The organism is Erythrobacter cryptus DSM 12079, assembly GCF_000422985.1.
In the GTDB taxonomy this organism is placed as follows: Bacteria; Pseudomonadota; Alphaproteobacteria; order Sphingomonadales; family Sphingomonadaceae; genus Erythrobacter; species Erythrobacter cryptus.
In genome coordinates, this window is the sequence record NZ_KE383966.1 from 273,361 (window position 1) to 291,802 (window position 18,442).

The window sequence follows — 18,442 nt, forward strand, 5'->3', positions numbered from 1 at the left end:
GATCATCGCGCTTGCCGGGTTTCGGGGGATGGGCCTATGTCCCTCGCCATGATCAGCAAGCCCCAGACGCCCGCCCAGGGCCGCAAGCGCAGCGCGCGCCGTTCCAACGCCGCGCCCACCATCACCGATGTCGCCCGCGAGGCGCAATGCTCGCCGATGACGGTGAGCAGGGTCATCAATGGCGAGGAGAACGTGCGCGAGGACACCAAAAAGAAGGTGCTCGCCGCGATCGCCAAGCTCAATTACGTGCCCAACCGCGCGGCGCGTTCACTCGCCGCCGGATCGCAGCTGCGCATCGCGCTCCTGTTCGACAACCCCTCGGCCTCCTATTTGAGCGAGTTCCTGATGGGCGCGCTCGAGGAGGCCAGCCGCCGCGATATCTATCTGGTGGTGCAGGCCTGCGAGGATGCGGCCGAATCCCACGCGGTGATCAAGAAGCTGCTCGATGGCGGGATCGAGGGCTTCATCCTGCCCCCGCCGTTGTGCGACGATCAGAGCGTGCTCGATCTCATCCGCTCGCAGGGCGGAATTGCGGTCGCGGTTGGCCCGGGCAAGGCCAGTGGCAGCCATGGGGCAGTGCTGATCGACGAATTCCAGGCCGCCTATGACATGACCCGGCACATCATCAGCCTGGGGCACGAACGCATCGGCTTCATCATCGGCAATCCCGAACAGGTCGCCTCGGGGCGGCGCCTGCTCGGCTATCGCGCGGCGATGAAGGATGCGGGCCTTGCGATCGATGAAAACCTGATCGCCCAGGGCCTGTTCACCTATCGCTCGGGCATGGTGGCGGCGGAACGCTTGCTGAGCCTGCCCCATCCGCCCACCGCGATCTTCGCCTCGAACGACGACATGGCCGCCGCCACGGTCGCCATGGCGCATCGGCGCCATCTCGACGTGCCCGGCGACATCACCGTGTGCGGCTTTGACGATACCGAACTTGCCAGCTCGATCTGGCCCGAGCTTACCACCATTCGCCAGCCGATCCGCGAAATGACCGCCGAAGCGGTGGCGATGATCGCGCGCGTCCACAAGCAGAAGGGGCGCAGCGCACGGGCGAAGCCCGAGCAGATCACGCTCGCCTATCAGCTGATCCGCCGCAATTCCGATGCGGGGCCGAGCCTCGCTGCCTCTTTCAGCCAACCTCCAGGGAGTCCATGACCAAACCATCCTCACCCCGGCGCCTGCGCTCGCGCGACTGGTTCGACAACCGCGATCGCATGGACATGACCGCGCTCTACCTCGAACGTTTCATGAATTACGGGGTGACGCCCGAGGAGTTGCAATCGGGCAAGCCGATCATCGGCATTGCCCAATCGGGCAGCGATCTTTCCCCCTGCAACCGCATCCATGTGGAACTGGCCCGGCGGGTGCGCGACGGGATCCGCGATGCCGGCGGGATTCCGATCGAGTTTCCGGTTCACCCGATCTTCGAGAATTGCCGCAGGCCCACCGCCGCGCTTGATCGCAACCTGCTCTATCTTGGCCTCGTTGAATTGCTCAACGGCTATCCGCTTGATGGCGTGGTGCTGACCACCGGCTGCGACAAGACCACGCCGAGCCAGATCATGGCTGCCTCGACCGTCGATATCCCGGCGATCGTGCTCTCCGGCGGGCCGATGCTCGACGGCTGGCACGAGGGCGAACTGGTCGGCTCGGGCACGGTGATCTGGCGCAGCCGCCGCAAGCTTGCTGCCGGGGAGATCGACGAGGAGGAGTTCCTCAAGCTCGCCACCGGCAGCGCGCCTTCCGCCGGGCATTGCAATTCGATGGGCACGGCCAGCACCATGAACGCCGTGGCCGAAGCGCTCGGCCTGTCGCTCACTGGCTGCGCCGCCATTCCGGCGCCCTATCGCGAGCGCGGGCAGATGGCCTATCGCACCGGAAGGCGGATCGTGGAAATGGTGCACGAGGATCTGAAGCCCTCGGACATCCTCACCCGCAAGGCGTTCGAGAACGCGATTGCCACGGTCAGCGTGATCGGGGGTTCGTCCAACGCCCAGCCGCACATCCAGGCGATGGCGGCCCATGCCGGGGTGCCGCTTGAGCCGGAGGTGTGGCAGACCCATGGCTATGATCTGCCGCTGCTGGTCAACATGCAGCCTGCAGGCAAATATCTGGGCGAGCGTTTCCACCGCGCCGGCGGGGTGCCGGCGGCGATGTGGGAGCTGCTCGAGGCCGGTCGCCTGCACGGCGATTGCCTCACCTGCACGGGCCGCACCATGGCCGAGAACCTCGCAGGCTGCGAAAGCCGGGATCGCGAGATGATCCGCCCCTTTGCCGCGCCGCTGATGGAGAAGGCCGGCTTCATGGTGCTGAGCGGCAACCTGTTCGATTTTGCCATTCTCAAGACCAGCGTGATCGGCCCGGAATTCCGCCAGCGCTATCTCTCGCGGCCCGGCAAGGAAGGCGTGTTCGAGGCACGCGCGATCGTGTTCGATGGCTCGGAGGATTATCACCACCGCATCAACGATCCCGATCTTGCCATCGATGAGGATTGCATCCTGGTGATCCGCGGGTCGGGGGTGATCGGCTGGCCGGGCAGCGCCGAGGTGGTCAACATGCAGCCGCCCGATGCCATGATCCGCGCCGGCAAGCCGTGGCTGCCCACGCTCGGCGACGGGCGCCAGTCGGGCACCAGCGACAGCCCCTCGATCCTAAACGTCAGCCCCGAAAGTGCGGTCGGCGGGGGCCTCAGTTGGCTGCGCACCGGCGATATCATCCGCATTGATCTCAACCAGCGCCGCTGCGATGCGCTGGTGGACGAGGCCGAGATCGCCCGGCGCAAGGCCGAGGAGCCCTGCCCGCCGGTGCCCGAAAGCCAGACCCCGTGGGAGGAACTCTACCGCGAGAAGACCGGGCAATTGGCGACTGGCGGGGTGATGGAGTTCGCGCTCAAATATCGCGGCACGGCGCGCTGCCTGCCGCGGCACAATCATTAGGGCTGGTGGGCGATGCGCGCTTTTCTGCCTCTCCTGTGCCTGTTAGCGCCCGCGGCAGCCTTTGCCGAGGAACTTCCCCCGGGCGCCAACCCCATCATCCGCGATCGCTTCACCGCCGATCCGGCCCCGGTGGTGATCGGCGGGCGGCTGTGGCTTTACACCGGCCATGACGAAGCGGCGGACGGCGAGATGTTCACCATGAAGGAATGGCTCGCCTATTCCACCACCGACCTGCGCACCTGGAACTTTCATGGCCCGATCATGCGGGTGGGTGACTTTGCCTGGGCGATGAAGGATGCCTGGGCCGCGCAGGTGATCGCAAAGCACGGCCGCTTCTGGCTCTATGCCGCGGTCGAACATGACGCGACGCGTCCGGGCAAGGCCATTGGCGTGGCGGTGGCCAATCGGCCCGAAGGCCCCTTTGTCGATGCCAAGGGGGCAGCGCTCATTACCAATGACATGACCCCCAAGGGCACCCACAGCTGGGAGGATATCGATCCCACGGTGTTCACCGATGATGACGGCACCACCTGGATCGCCTGGGGCAATCGGCATTGCTATATCGCCCGCCTCGGCGCCGACATGATCAGCATCGACGGGCCGATCACCGAGATCACCCCGCCGCATTTCGAGGAAGGCCCCTGGCTGCACAAGCGCGGCGATATCTATTACCTCACCTATGCCTCGCTTGAACGCTCCCGCCACAGCGACGAGCGCGTTTCTTACGCCACGGCGCCCCATCCGCTCGGCCCCTGGACCTATCGCGGCGAGCTGACCGGATCGGGCGAGGGCAGTTTCACCATCCACCCCGGGATCGTGGAATATCGCGGGCGCTGGTATATCTTCCTGCACAATGCCGCGCTCACCATCGGCACGCGCAAGGGCGCGCTGGGGCGTCGGGCGGTGACGGTGGAGCATCTTGCCTATGATGAGAACGGGCTGATGCGCCCGGTCATCCAGACCGCCGCCGGGGTCACCGCGCCGCCGCCCGAATAGGCTCAGCCGCGCGTGATCCGAAGCGCCAATTCCCGCGTCGCACCGGGGGCAATCAGCGGCATGCCGCCGGCATTCATCGCATCGGGCGCGTGGCTGCAGGGTTCAAGGCACAGCGTATCGCTCCCCGCCGGGGCGTAGAGATGCAGGAAGGGCGCGCCGCTTGCGGTGAGCACGATCACGCCCAGATCGTCCGCGATTGCCGCGCGCCCATCCCAGCCGGTAAAGCAATGGTCGGTGGTTTGCGCGGCCAGCGGCGCGCCGCCGGGCACGGCGAAATCGGCAAAGCAATCAGGCGTACGCACGGCCCCGGTGGGGATCATGTCGGCGCCAACGGCAAGACAGCCTGACGCGTTGAAGGCAAGGCGGGTCTCGGCCCGGCGGCGCAGATAGGGGTGAAGGCCCAGCCCCGCCGGCACCGCCTCGCCGGCCAGACTGGTGAGCGCCAGCGAAAGCGTGCAGCCCGCCCCGTCAAGCGTGAGCGTCTGGCGCGCGACATAGGGCCAGGGCCATGCCCCGCCATTCTCGGAGCCAGGGTGGCGATGGACGAGGACGCAGCGATTTTCGCTGCTTTCCTCCACCTGCCATCGTGCTTGCCAGCCATGCCCATGGATGGCGTGCGGCTCGGGCGCAAAATTGGGGGCAAGGCGCACCTCTCTGCCCGCCCAGACAAAGCGCCCCTCGGCGATGCGATTGCACCAGGGCACCATGGCAAAGCAGGCAGCGGCGAGCGGGGAGATTGCATCCTCGTCCATGCTGCGCAGCAGCGGCACCCCGCCATGCGACAGCGCGCCAATCAGCCCCGCTTCGGCCCTCACCTGCGCGCGCCAGGCCCCGCGGGCAAGCGCGAGATCAGCCATCAGCTTGCCCCCGCGCTGATGCTTGCGGCCTAGTGGGACATCTCACCGCGTGATGGCCAGTTCAAAGCCCGGGATCGGCAGCCCGCTTTCGTCATAGAGGTTGACCACCGGCGCATCGGCCCAGGCGTGGCGGACACGGGTGGGGGCCATGCCCTCGGGCACGGGAATGACGAGGCGCTGCCCTTCGGCCCGGGCGAGCACGAAGCGGCAGGTGCCGGGCGTAGCCTCGCACAGTTCGATGCCAAGCGGATAGGGGCCGCTGTGGACTGTCAGCGATCCCATTAGCCCGGAAAAGGCCACTTCGATCTCGCCTCCCCGGCTCACAGCGCGAAGGGGCATGGGCATGGCGCGCCCGGCAAAGGCTGCGGCCAGCCTTTCGCCGAGCACGTTCTTGTTGGCGGGATGAATGTCGCTCGGCTCGCCAAGGTCGATCGCGCTGACGAGCGCGGCCGCAGGGTCAGAGGCGACCGCCCGGCGCTGCGCCTCGCGCAGCTCGGCCCAGTCGGATTCGCCCGGGGTGCTGCGGCGCTCGCCGAAATCGGCCAGCTGCACCACCAGCATCCGCACCTCAGGCCCGAACTGGCGGCGCCAGCCCGCAAAAAGCTGGGCGAGGCGCGCCGCATAGCCGGGCTGGCCGACATCGGATTCGCCCTGGTACCACGCCACCGCCGCGAGCCGCATTGCGCCCAGCGGCGCGATCATGGCATTGTGCATCACCCCCAGCCCGGCATTGGCATCCCAGGGCGCGCGCGGCGGCACGCCTTGCACCGGGCTCAGCCAATAGCGCCAATCGGCCCCCAATGGCACCTTCTCGCCATTGGCGGCGGTGAAAAAGAGCCGCTCCGGGCCGGCATTGAAGCCGCCGGTGTCCCAGGCATTGTTGGCGGCGATCAGGATCTCGTTGCGCCCGGGGCGCAGCAGCCGCGCGGGCACGCGGTAGTGCCGTTCCACCCCCCAACCGAAGGTATAGCCCACCGGTTCGCCATTGACGAAGGTGAAGTCCATGTCATCGATCGCGCCGATGGCCAGCGTGCCATCGCCCCGCGCCTGCGCCGGGGTGAGGGTGAGGGTCTGGCGCAGCCACACATTGGCGCGCGGGTTGGTGTCGAGTCCGGTGCCTTTCCAATCGTTCCAGAAGGAAAATTGCGGGATCGGCCGCCAGGTGAGCGCATCGGGCCTGCGCCATGGCTCGCGCCCGCCATTTTCGCGGCGCCACCAGGCCAGCCACTGCGGGGCAAAGGCGCGGGTGGCGGCGAGCGGATCGCGGGCAAAGAGCGCCAGCAGCTCGCGCGCCTCCGGCCCGTAAAGCGCGCCCACGGCTTCGGGATCGAGCCAGGCCCGCGCGGCGCTGCCGCCCCAATTGGCGTGGATCAAGCCCACCGGGGTGGCCGGATCCCTGCGGCGCAGCGCCTTGGCCAGATAGAAACAGGCGGCGGAGAAGGGCGCGACGCTTTCGCGCGTGGCGGCCTGCCAGCGCGCCGGTGCGGCAAGGCTGCGCTGCGGCAATGGCGCGGTGGCCTTGGGCACCATCAGCAGGCGGATATTGTCATCCGCCGCGCGGGCAAGCTGGGTGTCGGCATCGAGCGCGCGGGTGACCGGCAGCTCCATGTTCGACTGGCCCCCGCACAGAAACACATTGCCGATGAGGATATTGGCAAGGATGGTGGCGCCGCGTGCATCGCGCAGCGTCAGCACGCGCGGGGTGGTGCTCGCCGGTTGGGCGGGCAGGGTGAGGACGAAGCGACCTTCGGCATCGGCCTCGGCCTCTGCGCTGATCGTATCGAGCTGCGCCGTCACCCTGGCGCCCGGATCGGTGGTGCCGGAAAGAACCACCGGCATGCCCGCCTGCAGCACCATCCCCGCGCCATAGCCCGGATCGAGCGCAGGACTGGCCTGCGCGGTGATCGGCATCCCCAGCGCCAGCCCGAGCGCGAGGGCGGAGAGCGCGGTTCTGGCCACCGCAGGCCTCATCCCAGCCGAGCAATCGGCTGAGCGAACCCGGCCACCGGCGCATCAAAGGCAAACAGGCTGCCTGCCTGGGGCATGTGCACCATGTCGCGCCCGCTCATGTTCTTGGTTGCCGTGGTGACGAACCCGGTCTTGAGGTCGGCCCCGCCAAAGGCAAGCTTGGTGATGTCGCGCGCGGGCATGGCCTGCGTCGCCACCAGCGTCCCATCCGGGGCAAAGCGCGCGAGGCAGCTGCCATGGTAAAGCCCGGTCCACAGGTGATCTTCGGCATCGATCACCGGGCCATCGGGATAGGCCTCGGGAAACAGCGCGCCTATGTCGGCAAAGAGGCGCGGCTCGCCTGCGCCTGCCGCTGACAGATCGGCGACGAAGATCTTCTGGCCGAGGGTGTCGGTGAAATAGATTCGCGTGCCCGCGGCATTGACCGCCGGGCCGTTGGTGATGGCAATGCCGGCAGGGCCTGCCGCGCGGATGGTGCCGCGATCGAACACGTAGAACCGGCCCGAGGCAGCGCTCTCGCCATCATCCATCGAGCCGAACCACACCCGGCCCCAGGGGTCGGTGCAGGCATCGTTGAGCCGGTTGCCGGCCGGCTCCCCCGGCACGGGGCCAAGGCGGGTGAAGACCTCGCGCTCGGGCGCGAAGGTGTAAAGCCCGTCCTTGAGGCCGCACAGCAAGAGCCCGCCTTCGGCCGGTAGAGCCCAGCCGATCTGGGCCGGGGCTTGCGTGTAGCCATTGCTGCCATTGGCCGGATCGAAGTGCCACAGCCGCTGGCGCTTGATATCGACAAACCAGACGATCCCGCGCGCCGCATCCCACACCACGCCTTCGCCCAGCAGGCAATCGGCGGCGAGCGCCTGGCGCACCTGCAGGTTCATCTCCATCCGGCATCCACCCAGTAATTGTGCGCGGTGCAGAAGCGCGAATCATCGGCGGCCAGGAACAGCGCCATGGCGGCGATATCGGCGGGCTGGATGCGCCCATCGAGGCACTGGGCGGCGACGATCTCGGCCTCGGCCTCGGGCGAATACCACTTCATCTGCCGCGGGGTCTGGACATTGCCGGGAATGATGGTGTTGACCCGGATGTTGTCGCGCCCCAGCTCGCGTGCGAGGCTGCGGGTCAGCCCCTCGATCGCAGCCTTGGCGGTCTGATAGACGACGAGGTCCTTGAGCCCCAGGTGCCAGCTGATGGAACCGAGGTTGACGATCGATCCGCCCCCGGCGGCGCGCATCGCCGGCACCACCGCCTTGGCCGCAAAGAACTGGTGCTTCAGGTTCACCGCGATCCGCTCGTCCCAATAGGCCGGGGTCACCTCCTCGAAGCTGTGGCGATCATCATTGGCAGCGTTGTTGATGAGCACGTCGCAGCCGCCCAGATGGGCGATGAGCTTGCCGATCTTGTGCCCGTAATCGGCACAATCGGTGATATCGCAGCGGATGAAGTGGGGCGGAATATCGACATCGGCGAGTCGCCGGATCAGCTCCGCACTGGGATCTTCCTGGATATCGACAAAGGCCACCGCCGCGCCCTGCCGCGCAAAGGCCTCAACCACCGCCTCGCCGATCCCCGATCCGCCGCCGCTCACGATCACCTTGCGCCCCACGAGGCTCGGATAGATCGCGCTGTGCACGCCTGCGCTGCTTGAATGCGCCTTCAATTGCTGTCCCCATCCCTCAATCGCGGCCCGGATGATTGGTCACCGGCCCGCCGTGTCAATTCGTCATCTGCCGTCAGATCGCCGCGATCAGGCCGCGCTCGGCAAGGTTGCGGGCGAAGGCCGCGATCCCGATGATCCAGGGCGGCGCCTCGCGCGAGGTGGTCACCGTGTTGGTGAGCGTGCCGAGCCGGTCGGCGCGGATCGTCACCACATCGCCCGGCTTGTGGGTGAAGCCCGCGCCGGGCTGATCGCGATCCTGCGTCGGCGCGAACAGCGTGCCGCAGAACAGCACGAAGCCATCAGGATAGTGATGCTCTGAAAGGCACTGTGCCACCAGCTCGAGCGGATCGCGGCTGATCTCGGCCATGACGTTGCGCCCTTCGAGCCGATAGCCATCGGCGCCCTCGATGACGAGCTCGATCTCGGCCCGGCGCACGTCATCGATGGTAAAGCCATCATCGAACAGGCGGATGAAGGGGCCGATCGCGCAGGAGGCGTTGTTGTCCTTGGCCTTGGACAGGAGCAGCGCCGAACGCCCCTCAAAATCGCGCAGGTTGACATCATTGCCAAGCGTCGCGCCGAGCACCGCGCCGTGGGGATCGCACACCAGCACCACTTCGGGCTCGGGATTGTTCCAGTGCGAATCCGAGCGCACCCCCACCATCGCCCCGGTGCCGACCGCCGAGAGCACCGGCGCCTTGGAGAAGATTTCCGCATCCGGCCCGATCGCCACCTCGAGATATTGCGACCACATGCCCTCGGCAATCAGGGCGGCCTTGAGCTGTTCGGCCGCGGCGCTGCCGGGCACCACGGCGCGGATCCCGGCGCCGATCTTGTCCTCGAGCTGGGCGCGGATTTCCGCGGCCCGGGCCGCATCGCCGCGGGCGCGCTCCTCGATCACGCGCTCGATCGCCGAGACCGCAAAGGTCACCCCGCTCGCCTTGATCGCCTGGAGATCGATCGGGGCAAGCAGCTGCCAGCCCTCGGGCAGGCCCCGCTCGACCGGGCCGATCAGCGCGCCGCCGCGCAGCACCCGGCGCGCAATCGCCCCGGATACGGTGGCCGCCTCGGCGGTGAGATCGTGGATCATGCCCTCGGCGATGGTGATCACGCAGGGGCCAGCGGGCGATTGTGCGCGCCCGATGAAATGGCCGTGCAGATAGTCCGCCGGCAGGCTGCTCAAAACATCAACGGCCATTGCTGGCTCTTGCCCTCCTCTCTGATAGCGCTACCATAAACAGGCAATCACGGGCCGGCAAGCCCCAAGCACAAGGCAAATTTCGGGAGGACGCAGATGCGGATGGGATGGGCGATGAAGGTGGGGGTGGCAGCGGCGGTGCTGGGGCTGCCATCGGCAGCAAGCGCGGGCGGCTCCGCGGCCCGGTTCGACTATCTTGCCTACGAATCGCTCGAGCCTGCCCAGCCGCTGGGCGAGGGCACTTACCGCAATCCGGTGATCCCGGGCTTTCACCCCGATCCTTCAATCGTGCGCGTGGGCAAGGATTTCTATGCCGTCACCTCCACCTTCAGCTGGTTTCCAGGCCTGCCGATCTTCCACAGCACCGATCTCGTCAACTGGCGGGTGATCGGCAATGCCATTGATCGGCCGGGCCAGCTCGATTTCAGCGGGCTGGGCACCAATCGCGGGCTCTTTGCCCCGGCGATCACTCATCATCAGGGCAGGTTCTGGATCGTCAACACCTGCATCGATTGCGGCGGCAATTTCGTCATCACCGCCGACGATCCGGCCGGGCCGTGGAGCGATCCCAAATGGCTCGATTTCGGCGGGATCGACCCGTCGCTGTTCTTCGATGCGGATGGCAGCGCCTGGATCGTCTATAATGATGCGCCCCCGGGTCCGCCGCGCTATGAGGGCCACCGCGCCCTGTGGCTCCAGCGCTTCGATCCCGAGGCCATGCAGGTGCTGCCCGAGCGCACCCTGCTGGTCGATGGCGGGGTCGATCCCAAGGCCAACCCGATCTGGGCCGAAGGGCCGCATATCTACAAGGTTGGCGGGTGGTATTATCTGCTCGCGGCCGAGGGCGGCACGGCAGACCAGCATTCGCAGACGATCTACCGCGCGCGCAAGATCACCGGGCCCTATGTGCCGGGGCCGTTCAACCCGATCCTCACCCAGCGCGATCTGCCGCCCAGCCGTCCCGACCGCATCGAGGCGACCGGCCATGCCGATATTGTCCAGCTCGATGATGGCACGTGGTGGGGGCTGTTCCTTGCGACCAGGCCCTTTGCCGGGCAATCGACGCTGATGGGGCGCGAGACCTTCTTGCTGCCGCTGCGCTGGAAGGATGGCTGGCCGCGCTTTCTCGATCGCGGCGAGCCGGTGCCGCTGGTGCTGGAGCGCCCGCGCCTGCCGCAGTCCGCGCCTTCGGCATGGGACAGCTGGCGCGAGGAGTTCGATGGTCCGCTCGGCCCGGAATGGATCGGCCTGCGCACCCCCGGGCCGCGTGCGCTGATCGCAACGGATGACGGGGCGCTGCGGGTCGCGGCGGGCAGCGCCGCGGCGGGCAGCCTGGGCAAGCCGGCCTTCATCGGCCGGCGCTTGCGCCACCACCGCGCCGCCTTTGTCACCCGGTTCGCCTTCGCGCCCGAGCGGCGGGGGGATTTTGCCGGGTTGCTCGCCTTCATGGACGAGCACCACTTTCTCGCCGCCGGCAAGGAGGGCGCGCGCCTGGTGGTGCGTCTGCGCAAGGCCGCGGGCGAGAGCGCGCAGGGCGAGATCATCGCCCAAGCGCCGCTCACCACCCCCGGCCCGATCGAATTGCGGCTCGAACTTGATGGCGGCACGGCCCGGGTGCTGTGGCGCGCCGACGCCTCAGCCGCCTGGCAGGCCCTCGGTGGGCCGATCGATGTTGAACCGCTTGCCTCGGTTCATGCCGGGTTGTTCACCGGGCTGGTGGTTGGCCCCTATGCCCATGCCTCTGGCTGACAGGGCAGGCGAGGGGCGGCCTCAATTGGTCTTGAACACATAGACCGGGCCGATCTCCACGCTTTGCCTGGCCGCGGCGAAGTGGAGCGCCACCGCCGCATCGCCGGGGCCAAAGCCGCGGGTGGCGGTGAAGGGCAGATTGACCATCTGCCAGCGCTCGCCGATCTTGAAGACCTTGTCGCCAAAGCCCTCATAGGGCGGAAAGGCCCCCTGGATGCGGGCATAGATCAGCCCCTTGCCATCCTCGGTCTCGGCGCTGATGGTGCGCGCGATCACCGCCACGGTGAAGCTGTCGCCCTCGGAAATGGCGGTGGTGATCGGGATCGTGGTGCTCAGGTCCCAGCGGTTCTCGCCCACGGCATTGGTGGTGAAGCGGGTTGCCTTCTTGAGCCAGATCTCGGGCATGTCGAGATCCTGCCAGGTGCCCGCTGGGCCGCCGCTGCCCCAGCTGCGGTTGGTGGGATCGTTGACCAGCTGCCCCGCGCTGCGCAGCGCATCGGGCATCTCGATCGTGGCCGGGTCCTTGAGGCTGGGCTGCGGCGAGGTGGCGGCCAGATTGGCCTTGGCGGCGATGCTCGCGGCGTTCTTCACCACGATCGTCTGGCCGATTTCGAGCGTCTGGCGGGCGCCGGCGAGTTGCAGGGCGACGATCGCATCAGCGCGGCGGATGCGCTTGTCGGCACGAGCGCTGACCTCGTACCACTCCCAGTCGCTGCCGATCAGCACATTGCTGTCACCAAAGCCGCCATAGGGGGCGGCGTTTTCCTGGAAGCGCACCCCGATGATGCCCTTGCCATCACTGCGTTCGCTCGCCAGCGTGCGGGCATAGAAGCCCACCGTCACCTGCTCGCCCGGCTTGATCTCGCTCAGCAAGGGCACATTGGCAGCCACCGTGTAGGGAAAGGCGCCGCGCTCCTTGATGGTGAACACCCGCGCGGCACCGCCGCCGGGGATGTCCGCGGCCTGGCGCCCGGTGGTCTCGTAATTCTCGCCATAGCTGGTCCAGTCGATCCGGCTGGGATCGTTGATGAGATCGCCCGGCGTCTCGGCATCGAGGGCAGCCAGTTCGGGCGGCAGCTTGGCCGCCAGCGGGCCTGCGAGGGCCATGAGGGCGGCCCCGGCGAACAGAAGGATGCGGTTCGTGGTCATGCTGCTTGTCTCCCTGCGCTCACTCGCTTTCCTTGAGCCCCAGCGCGCCGCGTAAACCGGGCAGCCAGCGGCCCTTGTCAAGGTCATAGAAGGGGAAGGTGTTGGCATAGGCCCACACGCAGATGCCGATCCCGGTGGGGGCGAAGGCATCGGTGATCATGCGGTGATACTTGACCCGGTCCGCCAGCGGGATGTGGCGATCAAAGGCGCCGACTTCGCCCATGAAGGGAACCCGCCCGGTGCGCGCCTTGAACGCCTCGATTGCCAGCACGTCGCGGGCCAGCTGCGCGGCATCCTCGGTGGTGGGAAAGGCGCGGCCCACCGGCGGGATGTCGGGCGCGGTCCATTCGGCGCCCTGGTGGGTGTAGGTGAAGGGATCGTAATAGTGGAAGGTGGGATAGACGTTGGGATCATCGGGCAGGGGCAGCGTTTCCAGCGACCTGATCCCGCTCCAGTTCTCGCCGCCGATGATCACCGCCCGGGTGGGGTGGAGCGCCCGCACCGCCTTGAGTGCCGGGGCGAGGGTGGCAAGCAGGTTGGTGTGGTTGAAGTTCTTGTGCGGCTCGTTCTCGAGCTCGAACCACAGCCTGTCCTCGGGATAGTCCTTGAAGCGCGCGGCGATCTGCTGCCACACCCCGCCGTGCCATTCGGCCACGGCGAGCGGGTCCTCATGGATCGGATCGAAATGGTGGCTGTTGAGGATGACGTTGAGCCCGGCGCCGAGCGCCCAGTCGACGATCTGCTGCACCCGGTCCATCCACTTGGGATCGACCGCGTAGGGCGGGGTGGAAAGCGACTTGTTGTCCCAGCGCACCGGCAGGCGCACGGTATCGAAGCCAGCGGCCTTGATGCGCTCGAAATCGTCCTTGCGCGCCGGCCTGCCGCCCCAGGCGCCCTCACTCGGCGGCTCGAGCGTGTTGCCCATGTTGATGCAGGTGCCCACCGGCAGCGGCTTGGCCGGGGGCGCGCTCGGCGCAGTGGCCGCCATCGCCGGGGTGCCCGAGGTCAGAGCCAGCACCGCCGCAAGGGCCGTGGTGAGGATGCGCTGTGTCATGCCAATCTTTCTCCCCTTCATCGGCCATTCGGCCCGTTGTTCTCCCACCAGAACGGCATTGCTCAGGTGCAGGGCAGCACGGTTTCGGCATCATTGCCCAGTCGCACCTCGGCAATGGCAAAGTCTGCCGGTCCCTCGGTCTCGATCACCATTGGGCGGGTGAGCGCCGTAAGGTCAGCGCCCTTGGCCGCGAGGCATTTGAGCGCAATGCCATAGCGCACGAAGCCCGGCCCGGCAGGCAGGCTGACGTTGAGGAAGCCCTTGCCGTTCTGCCCGCTCGCGCCGATCCGCATCCGCGCGGGCGCCTGCCACACCCGCAGCGTCACCAGCAGCTGCACATCGCCATTGGCCTCGCGGGCAAGATTGCGCGCTTCAAGATCGCCGAGCGCGATGCGCACGCTGCCCGAGGAAATGGCAAAGCGGCGCGCACCTTCCTGGACCTTGTGGTTTTCGGCCATCACCTGCACCCGCCCGTCGAGCATGGCCGCAGGCACGGTGGTGAGCCGGGTCTGCGGCGCATCGGCGGCGCCGCCAACCCACAGCGACCAGCGCGGCGCCGGCGTGCCGGCGGCAAACCAGGTGCGGCTGTCACCTTCAAGCGCGGCAAGATCAAGCTCGGGCAGGGGCGTCCAGTCGGCTTTGGCGCTGCGGTAATCAAGCCCATAGCCCAGCGGGAACAGTGCGCCCTCAGCCATCTGGGTGGTGCGCGGCCAGGCTGCGGGCAGGCGGCCGGCAAAGTCGAAGCGCGCCTGGCCCGCCGCATCGCCCACCAGCACATCGGCGATGCCGCCGCCTTCGCTGCCCGGCAGCCAGGCGACCACGAAGGCATCGGCGAGGTTGAGCGCCGGGTTCACATAGAGCGGGCGTCCGGTGATCATCACCGCCACCACCGGGATGCCCTCGGCCTTGAGGCGGCGCATGGTGGCGAAGGGGGCCATCAGTTCGGGATCGAGCGCGAGGGCAGCGCGATCTCCCTGGAACTCGGCATAGGGGGTCTCGCCAAAGACCACCACCGCGGCGTCGGGCCGCACCCCATAGCGCCCATCGGGGGCAAGCTCGGCCTGCCCGCCGCCCGCCTCGACCGCCGCGCGCAGCCCCTGCCAGATCGAGGTTGCCCCGGGGAAGTGGCGGTTGTCGATGCCCGTCCCCTGCCAGCTTAGCGTCCACCCCCCCGACTGGCGGGCGATATCATCGGCCCCGTCACCAGCCACCAGCAGCCGCCCGCCCGGGGCCAGCGGCAAGACGCCATTGTTCTTGAGCAGCACCAGCGATTTGCGCACCGCCTCGCGCGCCACGGCGCGGTGTTCGGGCGCGCCCAGCAACTCCCACCGCCCCGACCAGGGGCGTTCGGACGGCTTGCCGGCGCTGAACAGGCCGAGCCGCGCCTTGACGCGCAGGATGCGCGCCACCGCATCATCAATCCGCGCCATAGGAAGTGTGCCGGCCCGGGCGCGGGCGAGGAGGTCGTGATAGACCGCCTTCCAGCTGTCGGGCGCCATGTACATGTCGATCCCCGCCAGCAGCGCCTCAGGGCAGGCCTCGTTGGTGCAGCCCGCGACCTGTCCGTGGGCGTTCCAGTCCGAGACCACGAAGCCGCCGAAATCCATGCGCTGCTTGAGCACGCCGGTCAGCAGCGAGTGGTTGCCGGTCATCTTGACCCCGTGCCAGCTTGAAAAGCTGGCCATCACCGTGGCGACCCCCGCGGCGATTGCCGGGCCATAGGGCCGGCCGTGGATGTCGCGCAGCTTTTCCTCGCTGATCGAGCTGTCGCCCTGATCAACCCCGCCATCGGTGCCGCCATCGGCAAGGAAATGCTTGGTCGAGGCGATCACGTAAGGCCCGGAGAGGAGGTTGTCATTTTCGGGCGGGCCCTGCAGCCCGCGCACCATCGCCCCGACATAGGCGGCGACCAGTTCGGGATCGGAGGAATAGCCCTCATAGGCCCGGCCCCAGCGGAAATCCTGCGGCACCGCCACCGTGGGGGCGAAGGTCCATTCCTGCCCGGTGACGCGGATTTCCCTGGCGGTGATGGCGCCGATCTTCTCCACCAGCGCCGGATCGCGCATGGCCCCAAGCCCGATATTGTGCGGGAAGATGGTGGCACCGATGATGTTGGAATGGCCATGCACCGCATCGGTGCCCCAGATGATCGGGATGCCAACGCCGCCATCGGAGCGGTCGATCGAGGCAAGATAGAAGGCATCGGCGGCCTTGAGCCATTCGGGCGCGGGGGCAAGGTCGTTGCCATTGGGGCCCGAATTGCCACCGACGAGGATCGAGCCGAGCTTGTAGCGGCGCACGTCATCGGGCGTCACGCAGCACAGATCGGCCTGCACCAGCTGGCCGATCTTCTCCTCGATACTCATGCGGGAGATCAGCGCACCGACCAGCGCCTCGTGTTCAGGGTGCCTGGGCACGGGATAGGTATAGGCCGGCCAGAGCTCGGGGTGGGCCGTGCCCGCAGGCGCCGGCGCGGCTCCTTCGGCGGCGCCCGCCTTGAGCGGCGCGCCGGCAACCAGGGCGGCAAGCACAATGGCCGCGCCCGTGCACGCCCGCAAGGCGCCCGATGTGATTCTCATGTCCCTCTCCCAAGGCGGCGATGCCCGTCTGCCTGCGTATTGCTAACGCTAACATCAATCTTGGGAAATCTCGACCGCCAAGTCAATCAGCCGGCGCAGGTTTCGCCGCAGCCGACGGGATTTTTACACTCAAATCATTCTCAAACAAAGATAGTGAGCGAGAAATGCCCGATGCGCGGGGAGGGACCCGGACATGATAGCGATACCATTGTGCCCAAGGCGAGTCGCCGTTCCGGCAGGCTTCAGCCCCGGGCCACGGTCTCCAGCAATTCGCGGGTCACCGGATAGCCCGCATCGGCAAGGATCGTCAGCCAGGCCTTGCCATCTTCCTCGACCACCTGCGGCATGATCGTGCGCACCGGGATTGCCTCGGCCTGGGCGCGGGCCTCGGCGAAGCTCGCAAACAGCGCGAGCCGTTCAAGATTGCGGCGGGTGGGGAAAATGAGCTTGATCTCGCCGCGTTCGGCTGCCTCGAGCGCGCCCTTGGCGGTGGTCCAGAACAGGCGCGTGTTTTCGGCCGCGTCGATCGACACCTCGACATCGCCGGTGCCAAGGTCGGCGATGTAGAAGCGGGTGTCATAGACCCGCGGGATGTTCTCGTTCTTGGGAAACCACCGGGCGAAGGGGACGATCTGGGCAAGGTCGAGCCGCCAGCCGAAGGCCTCGAGCACCGGGGCGAGCGCGCCGGTCTCCCCCAGCATTGCCCGCGCGGCCGCGGCGCTCTCAGCCGTGATCGCACCGGCAAGACCGAGCGCGAGGCCGGTTTCCTCGAGTGTCTCGCGCACCGCGGCGATCTGGTGCGCGGCCTCGTCGCTTGAAAGGCCCCATTCCCCGGCCACCTTCTCGCCCAGCGCATAGTCTGCAGGATCGACCCGCCCGCCGGGAAACACTGCCATCCCCCCGGCAAAGCGCATTTCGCGCGCGCGCACGGTCATCAACACCTGCGGCGCTCCGCCATCGGGGTTGTTGCGGAAAATGATGATGGTGGCGGCCGGAATGCCGGCGCGGGGGGAATCAGCGCTCATCGCCCACCAGCATGGCGCGGCGGCAGACGCTTGCCAAGTGCACCCGGCGCGTGCCTGCCGCAGGCGCCGCGGGGCTGTCGGCCCGCTTTACACCTCGGCCGCCTGCGCGCGTATCGCGCTGCGCCAAAATCGCGGATTTCCGCTGTTTTTCAGCTTTGGCACGCGCCGTGCATATCCTCAGGCATCCGAGTGGTCTTCGATGCGAGGCGCGGCCGCTCCTGGTCTTTCGGGCCGCGCCTCCCCGTCAACGCGAAACCGCCCCGCACTGGTCCTGCGGGGCGGTTTTTCGTTGGGGCTTGAGGTCTTGGTGCCAGATCGCCGCTGGCGTCACTCGGCGCGGGCAACGCCACTTTCGGCCAGAAGCTGCTGCAATTCACCCGCCTCGAACATTTCGGTCATGATGTCGCTGCCGCCGATGAATTCGCCCTTCACATAGAGCTGCGGGATCGTGGGCCAATCGGAATAGGTCTTGATCCCCTGGCGGATCTCCATGTCCTGCAGCACATCGACGCTCTCATAGGCGATGCCGCAATGATCAAGGATCGCCACCGCGCGGGCAGAAAAGCCGCATTGCGGGAACAAAGGCGTGCCTTTCATGAACAGCACCACGTCGTTGCTGGAGACAAGATCGGCAATGCGGGCGTGCACATCAGGCGTGTTGGACATGGTATATCAGGGCCTCGGTGATGAAGGAACGAAGGCTAGGTGGGAACCACGGTGGTGACTTGCAAGGCATGCAGCACGCCGCCCATGCGCCCGCCGAGGGCATCATAGACGAGCTTGTGCTGCTTCACCCGGCTCAGGCCGGCAAATTGCGGCGCGGTGACCTTGGCCGCCCAATGGTCATTGTCCCCGGCAAGATCGGTAAGCTCGACCTTGGCCCCGGGCAGGGCGGCAAGGATGGCTTCTTCGATCTCGGCGGCGCTCATCGGCATGGGATCACACCTCGCCCAGCAATTGCCGGCGCGCCTCGATCGCCAGTTCCTCCATCTTGCGGCGGATGTCGGCCTCGCTCACCTCGGCCTGGGCCGCGGTAAGATCGCCGAGCAGCTTGCGCACCACGTCCTCATCGCCGGCTTCCTCGAAATCGGCCTGCACCACCGACTTGCGATAGGCGTCGGTCTCCTCGGGCGTGAGCTTCATCAGCCCCGCAGCCCATTCGCCCAGCAGGCGGTTGCGGCGCGCAGCGATGCGGAAAGCCATTTCCTCCTCGAGCGCGAAATGGGCCTCTTCCGCGCGTTCGCGGTCCTTGAAATCGGTCATGC

General features: G+C 67.4%; 16 protein-coding genes. 4 read left to right on the top strand and 12 right to left on the bottom strand.

The features are described from left to right. Positions 1-48: 48 nt before the first annotated feature. The 3 genes from G524_RS0113405 to G524_RS0113415 are packed head-to-tail and all read left to right on the top strand — an operon-like array spanning position 49 to position 3,938. Positions 49-1,161 (top strand): LacI family DNA-binding transcriptional regulator, encoded by a 1,113-nt coding sequence (locus tag G524_RS0113405; RefSeq protein WP_051221265.1) that lies wholly within the window; start codon positions 49-51, stop codon positions 1,159-1,161. After that, positions 1,158-2,942 carry an IlvD/Edd family dehydratase gene (locus G524_RS0113410; protein WP_027444150.1) on the top strand — a complete coding sequence of 595 codons (1,785 nt, stop codon included), beginning with the start codon at positions 1,158-1,160 and terminating at the stop codon, positions 2,940-2,942. The genes G524_RS0113405 and G524_RS0113410 overlap by 4 nt, the downstream gene beginning before the upstream one ends. Before the next feature lie 12 nt (positions 2,943-2,954). Further along, on the top strand, positions 2,955-3,938 hold the full coding sequence (locus G524_RS0113415; protein ID WP_027444151.1) for a family 43 glycosylhydrolase: 984 nt from the start codon (positions 2,955-2,957) through the stop codon (positions 3,936-3,938). Between the two features lie 2 nt (positions 3,939-3,940). Here the strand turns inward: G524_RS0113415 and G524_RS0113420 are convergent, their stop codons facing one another. From G524_RS0113420 to G524_RS0113440, 5 genes are all read right to left on the bottom strand, one after another. Next, complete coding sequence (locus G524_RS0113420) at positions 3,941-4,795, bottom strand: aldose 1-epimerase (protein ID WP_036857993.1); 855 nt, start codon at positions 4,793-4,795, stop codon at positions 3,941-3,943. 42 nt (positions 4,796-4,837) lie between these two features. Further along, entirely contained in the window at positions 4,838-6,754 is a 1,917-nt protein-coding gene (locus G524_RS0113425; protein WP_245561378.1) for a sialate O-acetylesterase, read from the bottom strand. An 8-nt stretch (positions 6,755-6,762) separates the two neighbouring features. Next, on the bottom strand, positions 6,763-7,647 hold the full coding sequence (locus G524_RS0113430) for an SMP-30/gluconolactonase/LRE family protein (RefSeq protein WP_051221268.1): 885 nt from the start codon (positions 7,645-7,647) through the stop codon (positions 6,763-6,765). Continuing rightward, positions 7,638-8,396: a D-xylose 1-dehydrogenase gene (gene xylB, locus G524_RS0113435; protein ID WP_027444155.1), complete on the bottom strand. Its 759-nt coding sequence runs from the start codon at positions 8,394-8,396 to the stop codon at positions 7,638-7,640. Before xylB ends, G524_RS0113430 begins: the two co-directional genes overlap by 10 nt. Before the next feature lie 100 nt (positions 8,397-8,496). Beyond that, positions 8,497-9,621 carry a fumarylacetoacetate hydrolase family protein gene (locus tag G524_RS0113440; RefSeq protein WP_027444156.1) on the bottom strand — a complete coding sequence of 375 codons (1,125 nt, stop codon included), beginning with the start codon at positions 9,619-9,621 and terminating at the stop codon, positions 8,497-8,499. Between the two features lie 96 nt (positions 9,622-9,717). Between G524_RS0113440 and G524_RS0113445 the strand changes: the two genes are divergently transcribed. Beyond that, complete coding sequence (locus G524_RS0113445) at positions 9,718-11,370, top strand: glycoside hydrolase family 43 protein (protein ID WP_027444157.1); 1,653 nt, start codon at positions 9,718-9,720, stop codon at positions 11,368-11,370. Between the two features lie 21 nt (positions 11,371-11,391). On the opposite strand, the gene G524_RS0113450 is transcribed toward G524_RS0113445, so the two are convergent. The 7 genes from G524_RS0113450 to G524_RS0113480 form a co-directional block, all read right to left on the bottom strand. Continuing rightward, entirely contained in the window at positions 11,392-12,519 is a 1,128-nt protein-coding gene (locus tag G524_RS0113450) for a hypothetical protein (RefSeq protein ID WP_027444158.1), read from the bottom strand. Between the two features lie 19 nt (positions 12,520-12,538). Then, entirely contained in the window at positions 12,539-13,573 is a 1,035-nt protein-coding gene (locus tag G524_RS0113455) for a glycoside hydrolase family 5 protein (RefSeq protein WP_245561379.1), read from the bottom strand. A 62-nt stretch (positions 13,574-13,635) separates the two neighbouring features. Beyond that, entirely contained in the window at positions 13,636-16,152 is a 2,517-nt protein-coding gene (locus tag G524_RS0113460) for a glycoside hydrolase family 3 protein (protein WP_051221270.1), read from the bottom strand. Between the two features lie 242 nt (positions 16,153-16,394). Further along, on the bottom strand, positions 16,395-17,177 hold the full coding sequence (locus G524_RS0113465) for an NUDIX hydrolase (protein ID WP_027444161.1): 783 nt from the start codon (positions 17,175-17,177) through the stop codon (positions 16,395-16,397). 327 nt (positions 17,178-17,504) lie between these two features. Next, on the bottom strand, positions 17,505-17,843 hold the full coding sequence (grxD, locus tag G524_RS0113470) for a Grx4 family monothiol glutaredoxin (protein ID WP_027444162.1): 339 nt from the start codon (positions 17,841-17,843) through the stop codon (positions 17,505-17,507). Positions 17,844-17,878: 35 nt separating this feature from the next. Beyond that, positions 17,879-18,112, bottom strand: a complete 234-nt coding sequence (locus G524_RS0113475) for a BolA/IbaG family iron-sulfur metabolism protein (RefSeq protein WP_027444163.1) — start codon at positions 18,110-18,112, stop codon at positions 17,879-17,881. Between the two features lie 4 nt (positions 18,113-18,116). After that, positions 18,117-18,440 carry a DUF1476 domain-containing protein gene (locus G524_RS0113480; RefSeq protein WP_027444164.1) on the bottom strand — a complete coding sequence of 108 codons (324 nt, stop codon included), beginning with the start codon at positions 18,438-18,440 and terminating at the stop codon, positions 18,117-18,119. Positions 18,441-18,442 lie beyond the last annotated feature (2 nt).